14 protein-coding genes are annotated in these 16,889 nt (G+C 39.8%); 8 read left to right on the forward strand and 6 right to left on the reverse strand.

Features of this window, described 5'->3' with window-relative positions; all coding sequences use genetic code 11:
* Positions 1 to 257 precede the first annotated feature (257 nt).
* Positions 258 to 1,760 (forward strand): AAA family ATPase, encoded by a 1,503-nt coding sequence (locus FTO68_RS01905; protein ID WP_255331669.1) that lies wholly within the window; start codon positions 258 to 260, stop codon positions 1,758 to 1,760.
* A 9-nt stretch (positions 1,761 to 1,769) separates the two neighbouring features.
* Complete coding sequence (locus tag FTO68_RS01910) at positions 1,770 to 2,249, forward strand: hypothetical protein (RefSeq protein WP_255331670.1); 480 nt, start codon at positions 1,770 to 1,772, stop codon at positions 2,247 to 2,249.
* Between the two features lie 143 nt (positions 2,250 to 2,392).
* Here the strand turns inward: FTO68_RS01910 and FTO68_RS01915 are convergent, their stop codons facing one another.
* Entirely contained in the window at positions 2,393 to 2,767 is a 375-nt protein-coding gene (locus FTO68_RS01915) for a hypothetical protein (RefSeq protein ID WP_255331671.1), read from the reverse strand.
* An 812-nt stretch (positions 2,768 to 3,579) separates the two neighbouring features.
* On the opposite strand from FTO68_RS01915, the gene FTO68_RS01920 reads away from it, so the two are divergent.
* Complete coding sequence (locus tag FTO68_RS01920) at positions 3,580 to 4,767, forward strand: DNA cytosine methyltransferase (protein ID WP_255331672.1); 1,188 nt, start codon at positions 3,580 to 3,582, stop codon at positions 4,765 to 4,767.
* A 159-nt stretch (positions 4,768 to 4,926) separates the two neighbouring features.
* Here FTO68_RS01920 and FTO68_RS01925 read toward each other — a convergent pair whose 3' ends face one another.
* The 5 genes from FTO68_RS01925 to FTO68_RS01945 form a co-directional block, all read right to left on the reverse strand.
* A complete protein-coding gene (locus FTO68_RS01925) occupies positions 4,927 to 6,210 on the reverse strand; it encodes a 5-methylcytosine restriction system specificity protein McrC (RefSeq protein WP_255331673.1) in 1,284 nt (427 codons plus the stop codon).
* On the reverse strand, positions 6,210 to 7,832 hold the full coding sequence (locus FTO68_RS01930; protein ID WP_255331674.1) for an McrB family protein: 1,623 nt from the start codon (positions 7,830 to 7,832) through the stop codon (positions 6,210 to 6,212). The genes FTO68_RS01925 and FTO68_RS01930 overlap by 1 nt, the downstream gene beginning before the upstream one ends.
* A gap of 108 nt (positions 7,833 to 7,940) precedes the next feature.
* Positions 7,941 to 8,426 (reverse strand): very short patch repair endonuclease, encoded by a 486-nt coding sequence (locus FTO68_RS01935; RefSeq protein WP_255331675.1) that lies wholly within the window; start codon positions 8,424 to 8,426, stop codon positions 7,941 to 7,943.
* Between the two features lie 38 nt (positions 8,427 to 8,464).
* Positions 8,465 to 8,950, reverse strand: coding sequence for an EVE domain-containing protein (locus tag FTO68_RS01940; protein ID WP_255331676.1), 486 nt, complete (start codon positions 8,948 to 8,950; stop codon positions 8,465 to 8,467).
* Positions 8,951 to 9,271: 321 nt separating this feature from the next.
* Entirely contained in the window at positions 9,272 to 11,104 is a 1,833-nt protein-coding gene (locus FTO68_RS01945) for an IS1634 family transposase (RefSeq protein ID WP_255331677.1), read from the reverse strand.
* A gap of 653 nt (positions 11,105 to 11,757) precedes the next feature.
* Here FTO68_RS01945 and FTO68_RS01950 point away from each other — a divergent pair.
* The 5 genes from FTO68_RS01950 to FTO68_RS01970 all read left to right on the forward strand — a co-directional run bounded on the left by FTO68_RS01950 (position 11,758) and on the right by FTO68_RS01970 (position 16,872).
* Positions 11,758 to 12,624 (forward strand): hypothetical protein, encoded by an 867-nt coding sequence (locus FTO68_RS01950; protein WP_255331678.1) that lies wholly within the window; start codon positions 11,758 to 11,760, stop codon positions 12,622 to 12,624.
* On the forward strand, positions 12,614 to 13,123 hold the full coding sequence (locus tag FTO68_RS01955) for a Panacea domain-containing protein (RefSeq protein ID WP_255331679.1): 510 nt from the start codon (positions 12,614 to 12,616) through the stop codon (positions 13,121 to 13,123). Before FTO68_RS01950 ends, FTO68_RS01955 begins: the two co-directional genes overlap by 11 nt.
* 337 nt (positions 13,124 to 13,460) lie before the next feature.
* Positions 13,461 to 13,685, forward strand: a complete 225-nt coding sequence (locus FTO68_RS01960) for a hypothetical protein (RefSeq protein WP_255331680.1) — start codon at positions 13,461 to 13,463, stop codon at positions 13,683 to 13,685.
* A gap of 122 nt (positions 13,686 to 13,807) precedes the next feature.
* Positions 13,808 to 14,587 (forward strand): YoaP domain-containing protein, encoded by a 780-nt coding sequence (locus tag FTO68_RS01965; RefSeq protein WP_255331681.1) that lies wholly within the window; start codon positions 13,808 to 13,810, stop codon positions 14,585 to 14,587.
* Positions 14,588 to 15,291: 704 nt separating this feature from the next.
* Positions 15,292 to 16,872 (forward strand): IS1634 family transposase, encoded by a 1,581-nt coding sequence (locus FTO68_RS01970; protein WP_255331682.1) that lies wholly within the window; start codon positions 15,292 to 15,294, stop codon positions 16,870 to 16,872.
* Positions 16,873 to 16,889: the final 17 nt, after the last annotated feature.

A 16,889-nucleotide genomic window follows, 5' to 3' on the forward strand; every position in this document is an offset into this window, starting at 1 on the left:
ATAGTCGATTTTGAGGTTATTGAAGAGTTCTTGTTCATTGGTTTTCTTCCAGGCGTTTAATAGGGATTTGGTATCTTCTCCAGCAACAGGCATTAGTGCATCCTCGATTCCATATGGTTTGACCAAAGTTAAATACTCTGACATATGGCGGGGATGTAATAGTCTGAAACATTGGTTTAATGACTTCATATCAATAAAAATAAAAATAGAAAAATTAATTATCTTCACGATCCTTTGATTTATAATGGTGTTAAATTATGTCATCAAATAAAAAAAATCATTCTTTTGAGGAAAACAAAGCATTATTCCAAAAAGAAAAAATTGACTTTACTTTAGAAATAAAAAATTTTGGTCCAATTACTGAAGGAAATATTATTCTCAAACCTCTGACAATATTTATCGGACCTAACCAATCTGGAAAATCATATGCATCTGCTTTAATATATTCAATTTATCGAACAAATTCTCGAATCGCTACTCAAAAAACACCGTATTATTCATTTGACTCCAGATTAACAAAAAATGAAAAAAATAAATTATATGATGTAATTGATAAATTTATTGATACAAATGATCCAAATGTAAACAAGGATGATTTTCAACATCTATGTAAAATAGCTTTCAAAAGAATTCATCTAAAATTAATAAATGATGAAATATCAAGAGTCTTTGCAACTCAAATTGAGAGACTAAAAAGTATCAATAAAAGAATATCGTATGTTCGTATAGATTATGGAGATTTTTATGAAAAAATAAACATCCGGAAAGGAGTTTTTCAATTGACAGAATTAAGCGATTTAAATATGAAAATCGCAAAGGCAAAGGGTGATGACTATACCATTTTAGAAAAATTTTTTGTTGCGGTATCAGATTCTAATGTTATTAGTAAGAAATCTGAAAAAAAGGATCTTGAACGAACCCTTAAATATTTACCATACATGTATGAAATGGATCAACAGTTTGTTAAACTCTTCTCTAGACCAAGATCTCGTTCCTCTCTCTATTTACCTGCAGCACGTTCTGGTATTCTTCAAGGTCATAAAGCCTTATCTGCAAGTTTGAATCGTCTTGCTCCTTATGCTGGAATGGAGCAATTATCTCTTCCTGCTTTATCTGGAGTTATTTCAGACTTCATTAATAAACTTGTTTTTTTAAAAGATGAAAAAGAGGAATTATTTGATTTATCAACGGATTTTGAACGCGAATTAATTTATGGCAAAATATCCTTGAAAGAGAAAAAAGAAGAATCCTCATATCCAGAAATTCAATATACTTATCTGGGAGAAGAATTACCTATTCATCTATGCTCATCTACTGTGTCAGAATTAGCACCAATATTCCTGTCCTTAAAGCACTGGGTTGGATCTGGAGGACTATTAATCATTGAGGAACCGGAAGCACATTTACATCCTGAAAATCAACGTATTTTTGCAAAGTTAATTGTTCGATTGGTTCGTAAAAATGTTCGGGTATTAATTACAACTCATAGTGATTATCTATTGGAGCAGTTAAATAATTATATTTTATTGAGTAAAATTAATGAAAATAGGCGGATTTCTGAATATATGTTAGATAAAGAAGATTATTTAAAACCTGATGAGATTGCCACCCATATTTTTACTTATGATAAAAAAAATGGTAATACCATATCGTCTGTCCCTATTGATGAAAATGAGGGCATTTCTCAGGATGAATTTTTAAGGATTACTAAAGAATTGTATGACCAGTCGGTGATGATTCGAAGAGAGATTAATAAATAATGAGATTTTATGACTGAAATAGTGCGGATAAAACAAACACATCATGCAGTTTGTATCGATCAATGCAAAGATCGTGGACAAAAAGTAAAATTACAACTTCAGGGCTTTAAACGTGAGAATAGAGTAATTATAAAATCTGACAATTTATGTCCTAATAAAAAAATGTGTGATTGCTTTATTTTTATTAAAGATAATTTTTTTATTGTAGTTGTTTGTGAAATTAAATCCAAAAATTTTAGCATTGATGATGTATTTGAAAAAATTTCAAATGGTTCTTATGAGTGTGAAAAAATTTTTAATGAGTATGTTGGTTCGGGTAAAAAGTTTGTATTTTATCCGATTTTTTTATATGAAAGTGTTCGCTCACCTAACGATCTAAAAATACTCCGTAGTAAACGAATTAGATTCAATGGGAAAAAAGATGAAATGATAATTTGTGAGGAAGGAAAAAAAGAACTAAATTTTATTATTAGTAAATACTCTAAATAAAAATATTTTTCACTCACCATTATATTTATATCCTCATTTAAATGGGTATGACCTATACCTCACTTTGCGAGACCTCTCCCATAACCCGTTGAATTTTCTCCCTCAGAATCAACAATCAGCCATTCCCAGCGACCTCTTGCCCATCATCTCCAGTACAACTGGCACTTGTGGGAGCACATTCCATTGCGCCGATCCGAATTGATTCCACAATCCGCACCTTCTCTGATTAAATCTACAATAAGCTGTTGAGCTGATACAACCGGCCAACCTTCTACAATTTGTTTCTCAAAAAAAACGTGGTGATCGGAACAAAATATCTTAACATTCCCTTTTCCCAAATATCCGGATTCCAACAAATAATTATCCCACTGCTCAAATTCATAGTCCTTGATGTATAATTCATACGATCTCGGGAATAAATAGCCTCCAACAAGGTTTTTTGCAAAAATTTGACGATCTTTTAAAATACCCTCTCTTTCTAAATCATTTAGAATTGTATGGACATATGGATAGCTCACTTCTGCTAATTATGCGACTCTATATCCTGATGGTTTTTTATTTTATCGCTGAGTAATACTCTATAAACTCGCTCTTGCTTACTTCCAAAATATTGAAATTCATTTTTATCTATCATTGTTCTTCTTCTCGTAATTGATATATCGTAATTTTCCATTCTACTTAAAATTAACCTATATATCGCAATTCTGTGATCTGATTATCTCTAGTAAAAAATCCCGTGTCCAGTATCCAATATCAAATATTCAGTATCTCCTATCAACAATGATTGAACGGCACAGTGCCCTCGATTTACGTCTCGATGGCAGTAATTTAAGACCTTTGGATGGCTCATGGATGTTCCACTGACCAATACCCCTTTGCAGCTGTGACATGAAGATGGCAACCGGGCAGCTCTCGTGTCTCTCTCCCTCTTTCTCTATCGAGCAACGGCAACGTTCAGGTGATGCTCTTTTCGGAGCGCCACAAGTGAGCATTTTTACACCGCCATTGACATTTTTGGGAGAGGTGTTTGTGGTGGGGGCAGGGAATATGCTGGGTTAATGCGACATTGTATAGATAAGCATCATTGAAAATAGAAAATCAGCTTTATTGACGATATTGTGAGATTATTACGTAAAGGTGGCTTAATAACTGGTTAAAATAATAGGATCATTACAAGCTTATGATAGAAATCATCCCTTGATAAACACTTTCACACCACGGTCAAAAACGGTTTATATAAGCATGACAACGACTAATTAGATTTAAGTGAACCTAATAGGTTGATTACATGATATCAAATTTATCAGATTTCACAGACACTTGCTCTGATATGAAACCTCCAAAACCAGATAAAATACTTAGAGTCTGTTCCCTTTTTACTGGTTGTGGAGGAATGGATCTTGGTTTCATTGGTGGTTTTAGTCATCTTGGCACATATTACCCCAAAACCGGTTTCCGTATCGTCTTCGCAAATGATTTCGACCCAGATGCTAGGATGACGTATCTTGCAAATCGATCTTTCTTAGGCGATCACTCTTATGATGATCGTGATGTAAGGGTAATTACTGATTTTGATCAAATTCCAGACTTTGATGTACTAACCGCAGGTTTCCCTTGCCAACCTTTCTCGAGCGCAGGCAATAGAGAAGGCTATTCTGATAAGCATGGTCGAGGAAACCTTTTCGAAGAGGTTGAACGCTTTATCCAACATAAAAAGCCCCTTGCGATCGTTTTGGAAAATGTCAGGGGAATATTAAGCTCGAAGATGCCTGATGGTACACCAGTCACTGAGGAAATTAGTAAAAGAATCGCCGAAGTGAAAACAGATGATGGTGAGCTGATTCGGTATAAGGTATCACCACCAAGATTATTAAAAGCCTCTGACTATGGCGTTCCTCAACAGAGGTATAGGGTTGTTATAGTGGCGGTAAGAGATGGTTTGGAGCCATTTTATTTCGAAAAAATGCACAAATACGTGCGAAAAGAATCAATATCTAATAGAAGGTTGAAAGACGTTCTCACTTCTGTAGAAGGACTTCCTAACCAAGATGAGATATGGGATTTCTCACCGCAGCAGAAGATAATGGTCGAGCATATAATAAGGTCTTGGAAGGATGTCCCATACGAACTTCTACCAGACAGATTTAAGCGGATACGTGACCAAATCAAGAGATACCGGGCACCGAACTTTTACCGCAGGTTCTCATGGGATGAGATCGCAGGAACGATAACAGCTTCAGCTCAACCGGAAAATTGCGGAATTTTACATCCAGATATAAAACAGAAGCGACGCTTTACGATAAGAGAAGTTGCTAGAATCCAATCCTTCCCTGATAAGTTTATTTTTAAAGCTCGAAATGTTCAACAAGAGTATAAGGTGATCGGAAATGCTGTCCCACCCGTACTAGCGTATGTAGTTGCGTGTACTTTGAAAGAGTCTCTCCTGGGTGAAGATGAAATGCCGATATGTTCTGTTAAATATTCCACTACATCAAAGAGTTTAAGTTGTCGGATATAACGATTATTCTCCATTTTTTTTCAAAACCCAAACAAATATCCTTCGTTAGAAGAATGCCATGGCTTTTCCAATTATGAATTTTGATGATGCGGGGGGAGAAGGGGTTATGAAATATTTAAAAATATGATGATTTATAATTTATATAAAAATATAACTAAATTATGAACCGTTCGGGATAACAATCTTAAGCACACTTCTATAAAATTTTTCAATGTTGTCCTTGAATTCCTCCGAAGTGGTTGCTGAAAGGTCGATGAATACCGCGTCCACTTTTTTCAAATACACTCGCCGATAACTATTATCAATGAATATAGTCAAGCAGTCTGTATTCTGGCTGTTCTTCGGATAAATTAAGATTGCCTTTTCAGCTAAAAGACAGGTGGCATAAAACTCAATTTGGTAGATATCTTCGGGAAGGAATACGCGTTCTTTACATTTACAATCCAAAACTACCTTGGCGGTTCTTTGCTCAGGGTCATATCGGTAAAGGATATCCGGTTCGATTGATTTGGGAGAATTAGTCGACTCCTTTGAAATCTCCGCATACCGGATGTTTGTATCGGGTGGAAAGGATATTGATTCAGTTTGTAGTCCCTGATCGATCGAAAACAAATCACTCGATACTTGCAAGACTTTCGTGCAAAAATCCTGAAATAATAGATCGAAGTTAACCATAAAGCATGAGCCAGCTCTACCATCCTTAAAAGAGATTACGTTAAGATCGAAGAGCACTACTTTCGCCCAGTACAGAGCCTCTGAATATTCAAAATAAATCGTTGAATCGGCGTATTTTTCCGAAAGGAGTTTTCCCTCGTCAACAGAACAATAAGGTAGAAAACGAGCGAGGCGAACGAAATCATCTGTTATTAAAAATTCTAATTTATAAAGAGCGGCACCAAGAATACGTGAGACGGGGTTGTTGATGGATGTCTCATCATAAACACAATTAAACGGCTTTCTCTTTCGTTCATAGAGTCGGATTGCTGTCTCCTCCCAATTTATATGACCTTTTTGATAATCCGAATTCTCTTCTTTGACGATGAAAAGATGTGGGAGCCCCTTCCCGATTACGCTGTTTAACTCGGTGATAAACTTTCGTGCTATTTCCGTATCGAGGACTCCTTCCCCTACATCGAAAAGATCCATAATATTCGAAAGCTCGGACTGCCGGGAATTCACGAAGAAGTACATATATTCAACTTGTCTCATGCCGATCTCTTCGAACCTCGGGACAATTTCTACCTTCCTGTTAGGAAGTTCGATATGTCCGACATAAGAACTATTAATTGAACATACGCCTTCTGATAATGAAAAGCTCTCAGGTGAAAGCGTTTCTGACAAGGAAATATGAAGTGCGGGATATTCCTCTTCACTATATCGAAAAGGTATTCCCTGTTTGATCTTTAAACCCCTAATTTCGCTTTCCATCAACTTATCCTTCACTAAATATATTTTTTTATGGCATTGATGAATTCATTGTCATCATCAAAACGAGTATTCAAATCGCCTAAAATCCGATTTAATGTCCCCTCTTTTCCGAACGTATATTCTTCGAGCATTGGTAGTATCTTATAGTTATATTGCCTTCGAAACTCATCGATCCTCCACTTCTCGCCATTAGGGGGTATGAAATATGTGTGGCCGATTACCATTTCCGTACCAAGGTGTTCAATAATCCTCTTATTTAAGGCTGCAGCGAAGTTAACTAAATTAATATTTTGAGGTTCAGGCCCTTTTACATCAAGAATAATCTCAGGTGACCTTTCTTCGCTTTGAAAAAAGTCTTCTAAAATGTTTTTGTCGAAATTGAATCGTATAAACGCGAAGCGCCGCCGTAAAGCGTAGTCTACCAGCGCGATACTACGATCGGTTGAATTCATCGTTCCAAGGATGTATAGGTTCTTCGGGATGTAAAAATCTCCCTCACTAACTTCGAATTCGGGTTTCACTTTTAGACGATAGTCTCTGTCAAGTGCCTGTATTGTCTCACCGAAGATGTTTGACAGATTACCGCGGTTTATTTCCTCGATGATTAAGAGATAATTATCGTCTTTGTTTTGATTGGCCTTCTTACACCATTCAACGAAAGGACCGGGCTTCGTGACGGGTTGATTCTTTTGTTCGTCCCATCTTGTCCCGCCGATAAAGTCTTCATATCTGAAAGACGGGTGAAATTGGATTCTGTAAACGTTTTCACGTTTGAAAAAGGGTTTGCCTTCTTGCCCCTTCTCGGCGACTTTACCGGCTATATATGACTTCCCGGTCCCTGGGGGGCCGTATAAGATAGCCTGATTCCACTCTCTCAAGACTTGATATACCTCGTCTGTGTTCATAGTTGCCTCCTTTGTAAGTAAACGGTAATCCTTAAATTCGAAAATCGGTATTGGATATTTTACGTAATTCTGATAATCAACCTCGGATTCATTATCTGGTAAAGCATCTCTTACCTGTTCACCGGTTATCGGGAATGAGGATAATGTTATCGATATAGCTTCTTCCTCGAACATTCGATTTATTTCGGCCTCCGAAATTTTGAAGTCCTGATAAAATAGATCTCGTAGGAAGGATAATTGAGCGTACTGAGAGGTATTCTCCAATTCTTCGAACTGGTGAAAGCGGTAAACCCAGATCGCTAAATGATATACATTTATCTTTCGCCCATCGAGGAAGTGTTTCCCTGTTAAGATATCTAAGTAGTCCTGTTTCAAAGAAAATATTTTCAGCCCATTGTTTTCAAGATCTCGATCGAAATAATAGTCTCGCAACGTATTATCAATAGTATCTTTTACCCTTGCGGGCAAATAATTCCAAACAGTACTTGCATTATTATATTTATATATAACACTTTGTGTCAAATAATTCGTGTTATCAAAAGCAAACGGATCGAGACAACACCTTTTCCCGGGTTTTTCACCCGGGCCGAATAAGCCGCAGGTCATTTTTAAGGATTCTAAAAAGTTTTCTCTCTGCCTTGGGGATTCTGTGTTTAAGTAAACATCTGGGATAGGATTGGAGACTGATATTCCCATCCTCTTCATAACTAAAAATATAGAGAAGAATTCCATCTTATGTTGGGCATCGGTCCATCGCCCTCTTTTAAAATATTCGATGGAATTTTTTACCGTCTCGCTTGATATATACATGTCTTATATCTTCGATATGTCTCTCGTACTTTAATAGATCGATCTATCCGTCCTCTGAATAAACTCGGCGACATCTTTGGCGAGAGTCTGTACATCTTTGTTAATCTCACACTCCCAGAAAACGAAAACTTTCCAGCCACTTTCTTCCAGTTTTAGGATGATATTGGTGTCCCTTTGCCTGTTCCGCGATATCTTCTCTATCCAGAATTGTGAATGGGTCTTAGGTGTTTGTTTTCCACATTTCGGACACCCGTGCCAAAAACACCCGTGTACGAATATCGCGACTTTCTTTCCTGGGTAGGTAATATCTGGCTTGCCCAAGGCTTTCTCCCAGTTCTTTCTATATCCAGAAAGTCCTATCTCACGAAGCGCTTTTCGTAGAGTGACTTCCGCCTTCGTGTCTTTAGTCTTCATTGATCTCATCACTTTTTTGACAGTTGAAGAAGAGGCGGGAGGTGGGTTTTTTAAATTATATGGTTCCTCAGCGGTTTTATTGTACTCTTTTTCATCGTACATATTCCGTTAAACAGTAGCAAACTGCTAGAGTGAATTGGCTAATCAAAAGCTTCGATCATCATAGAATATTCGGTCTTCTTGAGAAAATTGGCGTTTTCCTCGTGGAGATGTATCAATGTTTGAAAATCATCCCCTGTGATCTCGAACAGGTACTTTTGCATGCTTCGTTTGATAATTTTTAAAAAGTTTTCTGAAATGGTCTCAATATCTTTATATTCAGCAAATCTTATCGGTATGGGTAGTGTAATATTTTTATTTGTATCCACTCGTATCATTTTGTTGTCATTATAAACGGATGACGCGATGGATGATATCCCTACTATCGCCCCTCTCCACTCTTTTTTAGATGTTAAGCTGTGTGTTAGATGAGTAAAAAGTATATCTCCGTCACGGACATCTTTTAATAAATTGAAGTATCTTGTTGTAGCTGGTGCTTTCAATCCGATTTTTTCACCTGTTTGTGCGTCTTTTAATTTATTCTCCCAAGCCCAATTACCACTCGCTACTTCTATCCAGATTCTCATACTATTAGTCCTCGATGTATATCTGTTTAAATCTCATCTTTAACAAATATATTCCACTAATAATTAAATTACTTTGCATTGTCAATATATTTCACAATCCGCACCTCTTGAAGCAAAAAAGCTGAATTAGCACCATTTAAGAGAAAATTGAACCGATAGCTCCGACATTAGATCCCCTATTCCCCCCTCTTCTTGTAAGAGATATATCGCTCCCACAATCCAGGTCACTCTTCCCTCCTCTCAATCCTGCAGAATATCGATGCTGCTCGCTGCCAAGGTTCACCAAATTTCCAGATAGCGATCAGGAGGTGTCAGGAAGCACTACGCCGATTTGCACTTCGCCGATCCAAACTGATCCCCTACCACCGATCCCATACCAATAAGATAGAGCAGGATCGCCAGGCGATACTTGTTCCGTTCATTAATACCCGTGATCTGGCGGTTTCCCTCTTCGGTGAGAATATTGAATGAGCCAAGTGACTGTATCAGAAACGCCGCTGTTGGAGATTTCAGGGGTTTATTATCGATATAGATTCTGGGCGGCTCCGGCAGTTTCCTGATGTTCATCCGTGCAACCATCTGTAGAATTCCCATCACAAGATACGAGACATACAGTATCATCATCATGGCATCGATCCGTTTTGGATTATTCAGATAGATCCGGTCTGCCATGATTGACCATTTCATTGTTCGGAAAATGTTCTCGACAATATGCTGCTGTTTGTAATGGCGGAGCACGGACCTGTCATCCATCTCCGATTCGAAATGATTTGTCAGGAGAGCGAATGTCTCCTTCTTCTCTCTGAACTTTCTCACCCGGTCCTCGTGCAGACTGATCTCCTTCACCCGGACATGGTAGACCGTCCACTCTTCAAGAGGTTTCGTCTCCTCTCCCCTCCGTCCCCGTGGCCATCGTTGTTTTTTCTCGGATTCGATCTCGATCACCGGTTGGACAAGCAGTTTCCTGGACTGTTCGTGCAGCTCTTCAATTGCCCTCAATGCATCAGGTTCACAGGCAAATGGAGTTTTGAACTTCTTCTCCTTGATCAATTCCTCCAACGTAGTTGTATCAGTCTTTATCTGGCTCTGCACCCTCTCATCTGCTGCCGATGTTTCATAGACGACAAGTGTATAGGGTAATCCATAGAGATCAACCTCAAATCTCTGTGAACGGTAGGTTGCCCGTTTATCGTGCGCCTCCTCCTCGGTACAACATTGACCAAGGTCTGTCCACTGATTCCGTTCACGGGCAATCGATCTGTATCGTTCAGCAAGTTTCCCTGCGAAATTCGCTGGAATATGTGATATAAACCGCACTTCAGATCCTTGCCGGTTTAAAACCTCCAGATTGGGACGGTTGATGAGTTTTGAATCTGCAATGTAGGTATGGTCTTTGAACTCTTCCCCGAAAATCTCCTGAAGAACGGTGAGCGCTTCCATATTCCAGACGGAGTCTGCATGATTTCCATTCATGGTTTTGCAATACCGGATCAGTCCATTGCCATCTGAGACGGCTCCTGTCTGAAAGATCCTGCGATCCCTTCGGCCGGTTTTGTTGAGGCCAAAACAGATTGTTGGACCATGAACATCTGGTGTTTCCTCAAGATCATACTCGCCACAGACCTCATGTGATGTGACATCGCTGTGGAGGATGAGTGATTGTGGGATATCATAGATGGCATAGGCCCGGAGAGAGAGCTGTTGAAAGAAGTTTGAGGGACAGGCATCTGCGAACTTGTCAAGGAACCTTCCGAGACAATCGTCAGTAAACGATGTGGCAGGTATGGCTGAACCAAAGATCAGTTCTGTGTCGATATCTTCGAGCTGCTGGCTCACATGGACTAGTGCAACCCGCTGGTGGGTGGAGATAAAAGGCAGCAGAACCAGGGCGAGTGCTCTGTTTCCCGGGCTGATCGAACACTGATTTTGATCCCAGGATACCGTTTTGTTTACCAGGTCAACAAACCCGACTTGGTCGAGGATTGACCGAACAACCAAGGCAATGAGTGGGGTTATCTGTGTTGGAGAGGGTGATTCCGGTATACGATCCACCAGATTCCTGATTTCTTTGATCGGATCGGTTACACTCATTTTGGTTTTCGGATAGAGGCGATCCATTTTGGTCTGGCCATTCTTCTCCCTCTGTTTCGGCATGATGGATATAGAATGAGGATGAATTTATAGTTAATCATTATGTTGGATAATAGTTGTACTAGTTGGTACATTGTTAAATGAAAATATAATTAAATGTGAATTGTGAATGGGGTGCGGATTCTGAAATATATAAAAAAAGATGTCATTATGTCCCAAGCTGACTCATCTTATTGAGGCGTTATTGTGTATAAAAACTATATTATTAATAAAATGCCTCTTAATTTTATTTTTATATTGGTATCTATATGGGTTTTAAATAATTCAAGCATTCACACATTTATCTACCTTAGCGGTTTCCTCTCTCTACAGGAAATGGTAGGGTGCACCGTTGGGGAAATATAATCGTTTTCAGTCAATCAAAAACTTCCGATGTAAAAAAATAATCCGAAATCCTTTGTTATTGGTTAGATTAATCGAAGAAATTAATTAGGTGATGCTAATCAGAGATCATATGAAATAATTTATTACTGTTTCAGACAATAAAGCAATATTACCTTATGGGATATATAAACAACTCCTTACTCCCTATTGATAAAATCATATACTTTTATCTTGGGGGCATCAGTCTATTGGTATTCTCGATAATCAATTCTCTTTGGCCGGATCTTATCAATTATTGGTATTGGAAAATTATTATCGTATCTTTTTGTTTAATGCCAATAATCATCCTTATTTTTAAGATACAGACAACGAGGCAGTATTTAATTGATTATATCGATGAGATACAATTAGGCTTGATAGTCTCACTAGCGGTTATGGGTATATATAGTGACCTTTTTATTGGTGAGCTTGGCATCTATCTTTTCCTTTTTATATTAGGTGGCACTGTATTTGTCATAGCTTACAGCGGACTCTCTAAAAAACGCTATTCAGAGTTACAACGGCTTTCAAACCAGCAAGAAGAGAAAATTAAACAATTAGAATTTCAGTTGAATGATGATATTCTCCATAAGAGAGAAGAAGTAAAACATTACATAATAAATCTGGCAGAAAACCGATTAGAATTCTGTTATCAAGAGAAATATGAAGACAGAATCACTCTATACTTACATTTAGATGAACTCAATGCCTTCATGCTATTCTATAGATTTTCAAAGAATCCCGAATTGCAAAAGACAGGTCGTCGTACTTATCCAGATTCAATCGGCGTCATACAAGAGGCATGGCAACATGGTAAGGCATCAAGATCTTACAACCACCGTTATGACGAGGATCCCGAAGGATATATTAAAGAGCTATATGAGAAAGACGGTCTCGAAAGAGAATTGGTCATTAACCTTACTATGCACCCACAACAAGTGATTGCATGTAGGCTCGACAAAGGACAAGATCTATTCTACGGATTACTTGTCATTGAATCTAATAAAAAGGGGCGTTTTAATGATGATGAGGTGTACCGGATAATTAATACCTGTGGACATTCAAAAGGTGAAGTGTATAGTAAAGTTGGAGAACTTAAAACACTTTATAGAGACCTGATGGAGTCCTCTGAAGAAATGGGGTTGGATTATGAGAATTAAAGCAAGTTTAAAAGATGTCATTGCATATATTCTCAAGAAATATCCCGACTGTAACGATCTCTCCGATGCAAGACTAACGAAGATGATATATCTTGCAGATTGGAAAAAAGCTGTTAAAAGTGGCGATACTGTTACTGATATTAAATGGTACTTTGATAATTATGGGCCATATGTTGATGATATAATTGAAACTGCCAATGAAAATCCGTCCCTTTTTACTGTTAGGAACACACAAAATGCTTTTGGTGGAAAGAAAAAGGAAATCAAACTAAACAATCTAAGATATATAGCTAATATTCCAGATGAAGATGCTGGAATAATTGATTTCGTTATTGAAAAGACGAAAGATAAGACCTTTTCGGAGTTTAAGAAACTTATCTATAATACATATCCAATTGTGTTTTCTAACCAGTACGAATACTTAGATCTAATTAAGCTTGCAGAAGATTATCACAGATTTTTAAAAGGGGTAAAAGAAGCAAAAAATAAAATTAATTGATATGTCAATTAAAAAAATGAGCAATTTCCTTTTAATTTATCAATAATTTTGAGTGGCTATTTATTATAAGCAGGTAGAAAGGGATCATTGCAGTGAACTAGTGCAATCATTTTAATGTTCAGACCCACAATGATTTTCCTCGCTAGGTTTTGTATTTTCCGCACCCTCTCCACACCCTCAAAAAAATACGATAGCCGGATCACATTTTAGTTATCCGGCAGCATCGCCTCACAGGGGATGGGCGTGTCATATCATTCATACCATGCGAGGAAATCGGGATTGTCTTCCCGGAACCGAGGGCCGGAGAAATCCTTCTGTGAGGTCTATTTTCGTGTCGATGAGTGCCTGGTCCGCCTTTCCTATCGCCTCAAACGACTTGTTCATGTGGGGGTATCCTTCCGCACCGGGGAAGGACGGAGCCAGGGAAGGACGGAGCACCGGTTACGATCTGGAACTGGAGATGCTCTGGAAGTGGAGGTGCGGCACATCCGGGTTCCCGCTGTTCCCGACAAGGCCAACCGCCTGCCCTGCATCTTCCCGTGAGCCGCCAGCCTCGTTATGAGTTGGTGAGAATGTTGGATGCAATGGTCATCGAATCGGGCTAAGAATAGGAATGAAACATAAGAATAGGAATGAAACATAAAAGGAGGGTGGTTTATATCAGAGTATCCCAGAATACAAATTATGAGTGATATTGAAATCATCGATCTTACCCCAGACAATATCGCCGACTATGGGGTCTGCGGGTATAAGGATGTCAGGAAGCATCTGGAACTCAGAAATAAAATAAACTGGTTCAACCGGTATTACCCAAAAGGACTGCGGATAAAAGTCTTGTTTTCCGGGAGTGCCGGTTACCAGGGTATGCTTGAATATATCCCGGGAAAATATGCCCATCGCCCTGTGGATGCAGACGGTTATATGTTCATCCATTGTATCTTCGTCGGTTTCAGGAATGAATTCAAGGGAAAGGGATATGCTTCGACCCTGATCAATGCATGTATTGCTGATGCAAAACTGGCCGACATGGATGGTGTTGCCGTTGTAACAAGGAAAGGCCCGTTTATGGCAAATAAGGAGATTTTTGTGAAACAGGGATTTATCGTTACGGACACGGCAGCTCCCGACTTCGAAATGCTTGGCTTAAAATTCCATTTGAATGCACCCGATCCCAAGTTCAAGCAAAATCTGGCAAAGAACGTTGAAAAATATCCATACGGTTTAACAGTCCTGCGCTCGGCCCAGTGCCCATATACCGAGAAGAACGTTGCTACCATTATGGAGACTGCAAAGAACAAGTATGGTCTGAACGCCCGGCTGGTTGATCTAAAAGAAGCGGCCGATGTTCAGGAATCTCCCTGTGCATTCGGGACGTTCTGCATTGTATACAATGGCGAGGTCATCAGCCATCATCCGATCAGCAACAAGAGATTTGAGAACATCATGAACAAGATGAAAAAATAAGATGAATGCCAGGCTCATGTCAGTCCGGCCTGCCATGACGATCCAAAGCGGAACCGCAAACCCCCGGCCAGAATTGCCTGAGATCCTTGACCTGATCCCTCACAGGACCAAATACCAACCATTTCCTATCCCTCCTTCTATGAACCTCTCAGGTCGCTCGCTACGTATGCTCTCATCAGGATCTCGCTCCGGCAGGTGAAATGAAGGACAAGCGAGATCACGCTCCGGTACCGGGCAGCTGATGTGAGGATCTGCGGGGAAGAGGGAGGGGCGGTAAAAACGCATCATACTTGTGATTTTCGGGGGAGAATATGAGGTACAGAAACATTGCCGCCGAGACAACGGTTTGTTTATTATTCCTCGGGCGGTATGGATTTACGCTTTTTCCTCACACTCGCTACATGCCTTGTCATGCAGAGATATGATCCCGCCGCATAGTGGACACCGGTACTTTGTATTGTGTACTTTCATCAGGTGTCCTATTCCCTGCGCTTTGGCGATTATGCTATTGTCTATGAGGCTTTCCCCATATCGTTTGTTATAGCTTTTTTCAAGATTTGTTATTACCTGAACTCCCGCTGTTTATAGGCACTGGATCACAATAGGATCTCACATAACCATCTATTTCATCAATTTATCCTCGATCTGGGCTTTTAATCGAAAGTAATTTATACTATCATGTGCCTATATTGTGTGGGCACGCCATGGAGCCTATTCGAAGGATCAAAAAATCTGGCGGAAGAGAATACTGGTACGAAGAAACACCATACTACGACCCGGTATCAAAGCAGACTCGATACAAGAACTCCAAATATCTGGGTCGGAATATCGATGGAAAACCCGTTCGTATGCGGGATGCACCACAAGAAGTCAAAGATAAGCTCAAGAAAAATACCCAACCCATAACGATCCGATCTGCCTATGATCACGGCTCAATCATGCTCCTTACGCAGATCATGCATGACCTGAAACTGGATCAGTACCTTCATGAGATCCTCAACGACTCCGATGCGGCAATGGTGACTGCACTTGCAATGAACCGTATTGTCCGACCAATGGCAATGAAAGATGTCGGGACATGGTATGTCGGAACCACCCTTGCCCTTGATTCACCACAGAGGTCTATTACCGGCCAGAGGATCAGTGAACTGCTTGCTCGAATCGGAACCAGTACTGTTCCGCAGCAACTGATGGCAAGACTCCTGGAAGAGAACAGGACGAAACGAACACTGATCTATGATATAACCAGTCTCTCCAGCCATTCTTCCCTGATGAACCTCCTTGAATACGGTTATAACAGGGATGGCGTGTCACTTCCCCAGATTAATCTCTCACTCATCATGGACAAGGAACTTGGTATCCCGGTGATGTACGATCTCTATCCCGGGAGTATTACTGATGTCACAACGCTCACTGGAACCCTGAAGAAAATTGCCGCATATGGCGTGAAAGAGTATACCGCCATTATGGATCGTGGATTCTTCAGCCAGCATAACCTTCTGGAGATGCTGGAACAACAGATTTCATTCATTATCGCTGCAACGATCCAGCTGAAGGAAGTGAAACTCCTTCTCACCGAAGCTCAGCGGGATATCACCAATGTTGAATACCTGCAGAAGTTCAAAGACAGGACGCTCTACGCAAAGCCAGTGACACTCCCGCTTGAGTCCTCTCAATTGAAAGGGTATCTCTTCTATGATCCAAAACGGGAACTCGAGGAGAAAGAATCACTCACCAGCCGCCTGATTGATATCAGAGATAAACTGGCCACTGTCAGGCTGAAGAAGGAAAAACCTGCATATATCAGGTTTTATGAGATAGCTGGCAAGCTTAAGAATTTTTTCGATTGGGATGTGGTTGATGATCGGATTGAGGCAACCATTCGGCAGAATGCTGTTGCACAACGGATGAACAGAATGGGGAAGTTCATGGTTTTTTATTCAGGAGATGTTGACTGGTTGACTGCTCTGTCCCTGTACAGGGAACGTGATGAGATCGAGAAGGAGATAGAGATGATGAAGTCGGATTTGGATGTTCTCCCACTGAATACACATAAGGACAGTACCACAAGCGGTTTCATCTTTGTTGTGTTTGTGGCGTTAATTATCCGCACCAGATTGCTGGGAATGATGAAGGATGCAGGGTTGCTGAAGCACTATTCTGTCAAGAGCCTCTTGCTGGAGCTCAATATGCTCAAAAAAATCACTCTTGCAGATGGGCAGGTGATGACAACTGAGATGACAAAGAAACAGCGGCTCATTCTTGAGGCACTTGGGATCATGTGACTATGTTTTCCGGGAGT

Source organism: Methanocalculus taiwanensis (genome assembly GCF_024372745.1).
Lineage (GTDB): Archaea > Halobacteriota > Methanomicrobia > Methanomicrobiales > Methanocorpusculaceae > Methanocalculus > Methanocalculus taiwanensis.

Coding starts and splice junctions, on each gene's coding strand:
- FTO68_RS01905 (WP_255331669.1), top strand. CDS start 258: ATGTCATCAAATAAAAAAAATCATTCTTTTGAGGAAAACAAAGCATTA.
- FTO68_RS01910 (WP_255331670.1), top strand. CDS start 1,770: ATGACTGAAATAGTGCGGATAAAACAAACACATCATGCAGTTTGTATC.
- FTO68_RS01920 (WP_255331672.1), top strand. CDS start 3,580: ATGAAACCTCCAAAACCAGATAAAATACTTAGAGTCTGTTCCCTTTTT.
- FTO68_RS01930 (WP_255331674.1), bottom strand. CDS start 7,832: ATGGAATTCTTCTCTATATTTTTAGTTATGAAGAGGATGGGAATATCA.
- FTO68_RS01935 (WP_255331675.1), bottom strand. CDS start 8,426: ATGTACGATGAAAAAGAGTACAATAAAACCGCTGAGGAACCATATAAT.
- FTO68_RS01940 (WP_255331676.1), bottom strand. CDS start 8,950: ATGAGAATCTGGATAGAAGTAGCGAGTGGTAATTGGGCTTGGGAGAAT.
- FTO68_RS01945 (WP_255331677.1), bottom strand. CDS start 11,104: ATGCCGAAACAGAGGGAGAAGAATGGCCAGACCAAAATGGATCGCCTC.
- FTO68_RS01950 (WP_255331678.1), top strand. CDS start 11,758: ATGCCAATAATCATCCTTATTTTTAAGATACAGACAACGAGGCAGTAT.
- FTO68_RS01955 (WP_255331679.1), top strand. CDS start 12,614: ATGAGAATTAAAGCAAGTTTAAAAGATGTCATTGCATATATTCTCAAG.
- FTO68_RS01960 (WP_255331680.1), top strand. CDS start 13,461: ATGAGTGCCTGGTCCGCCTTTCCTATCGCCTCAAACGACTTGTTCATG.
- FTO68_RS01965 (WP_255331681.1), top strand. CDS start 13,808: ATGAGTGATATTGAAATCATCGATCTTACCCCAGACAATATCGCCGAC.
- FTO68_RS01970 (WP_255331682.1), top strand. CDS start 15,292: ATGGAGCCTATTCGAAGGATCAAAAAATCTGGCGGAAGAGAATACTGG.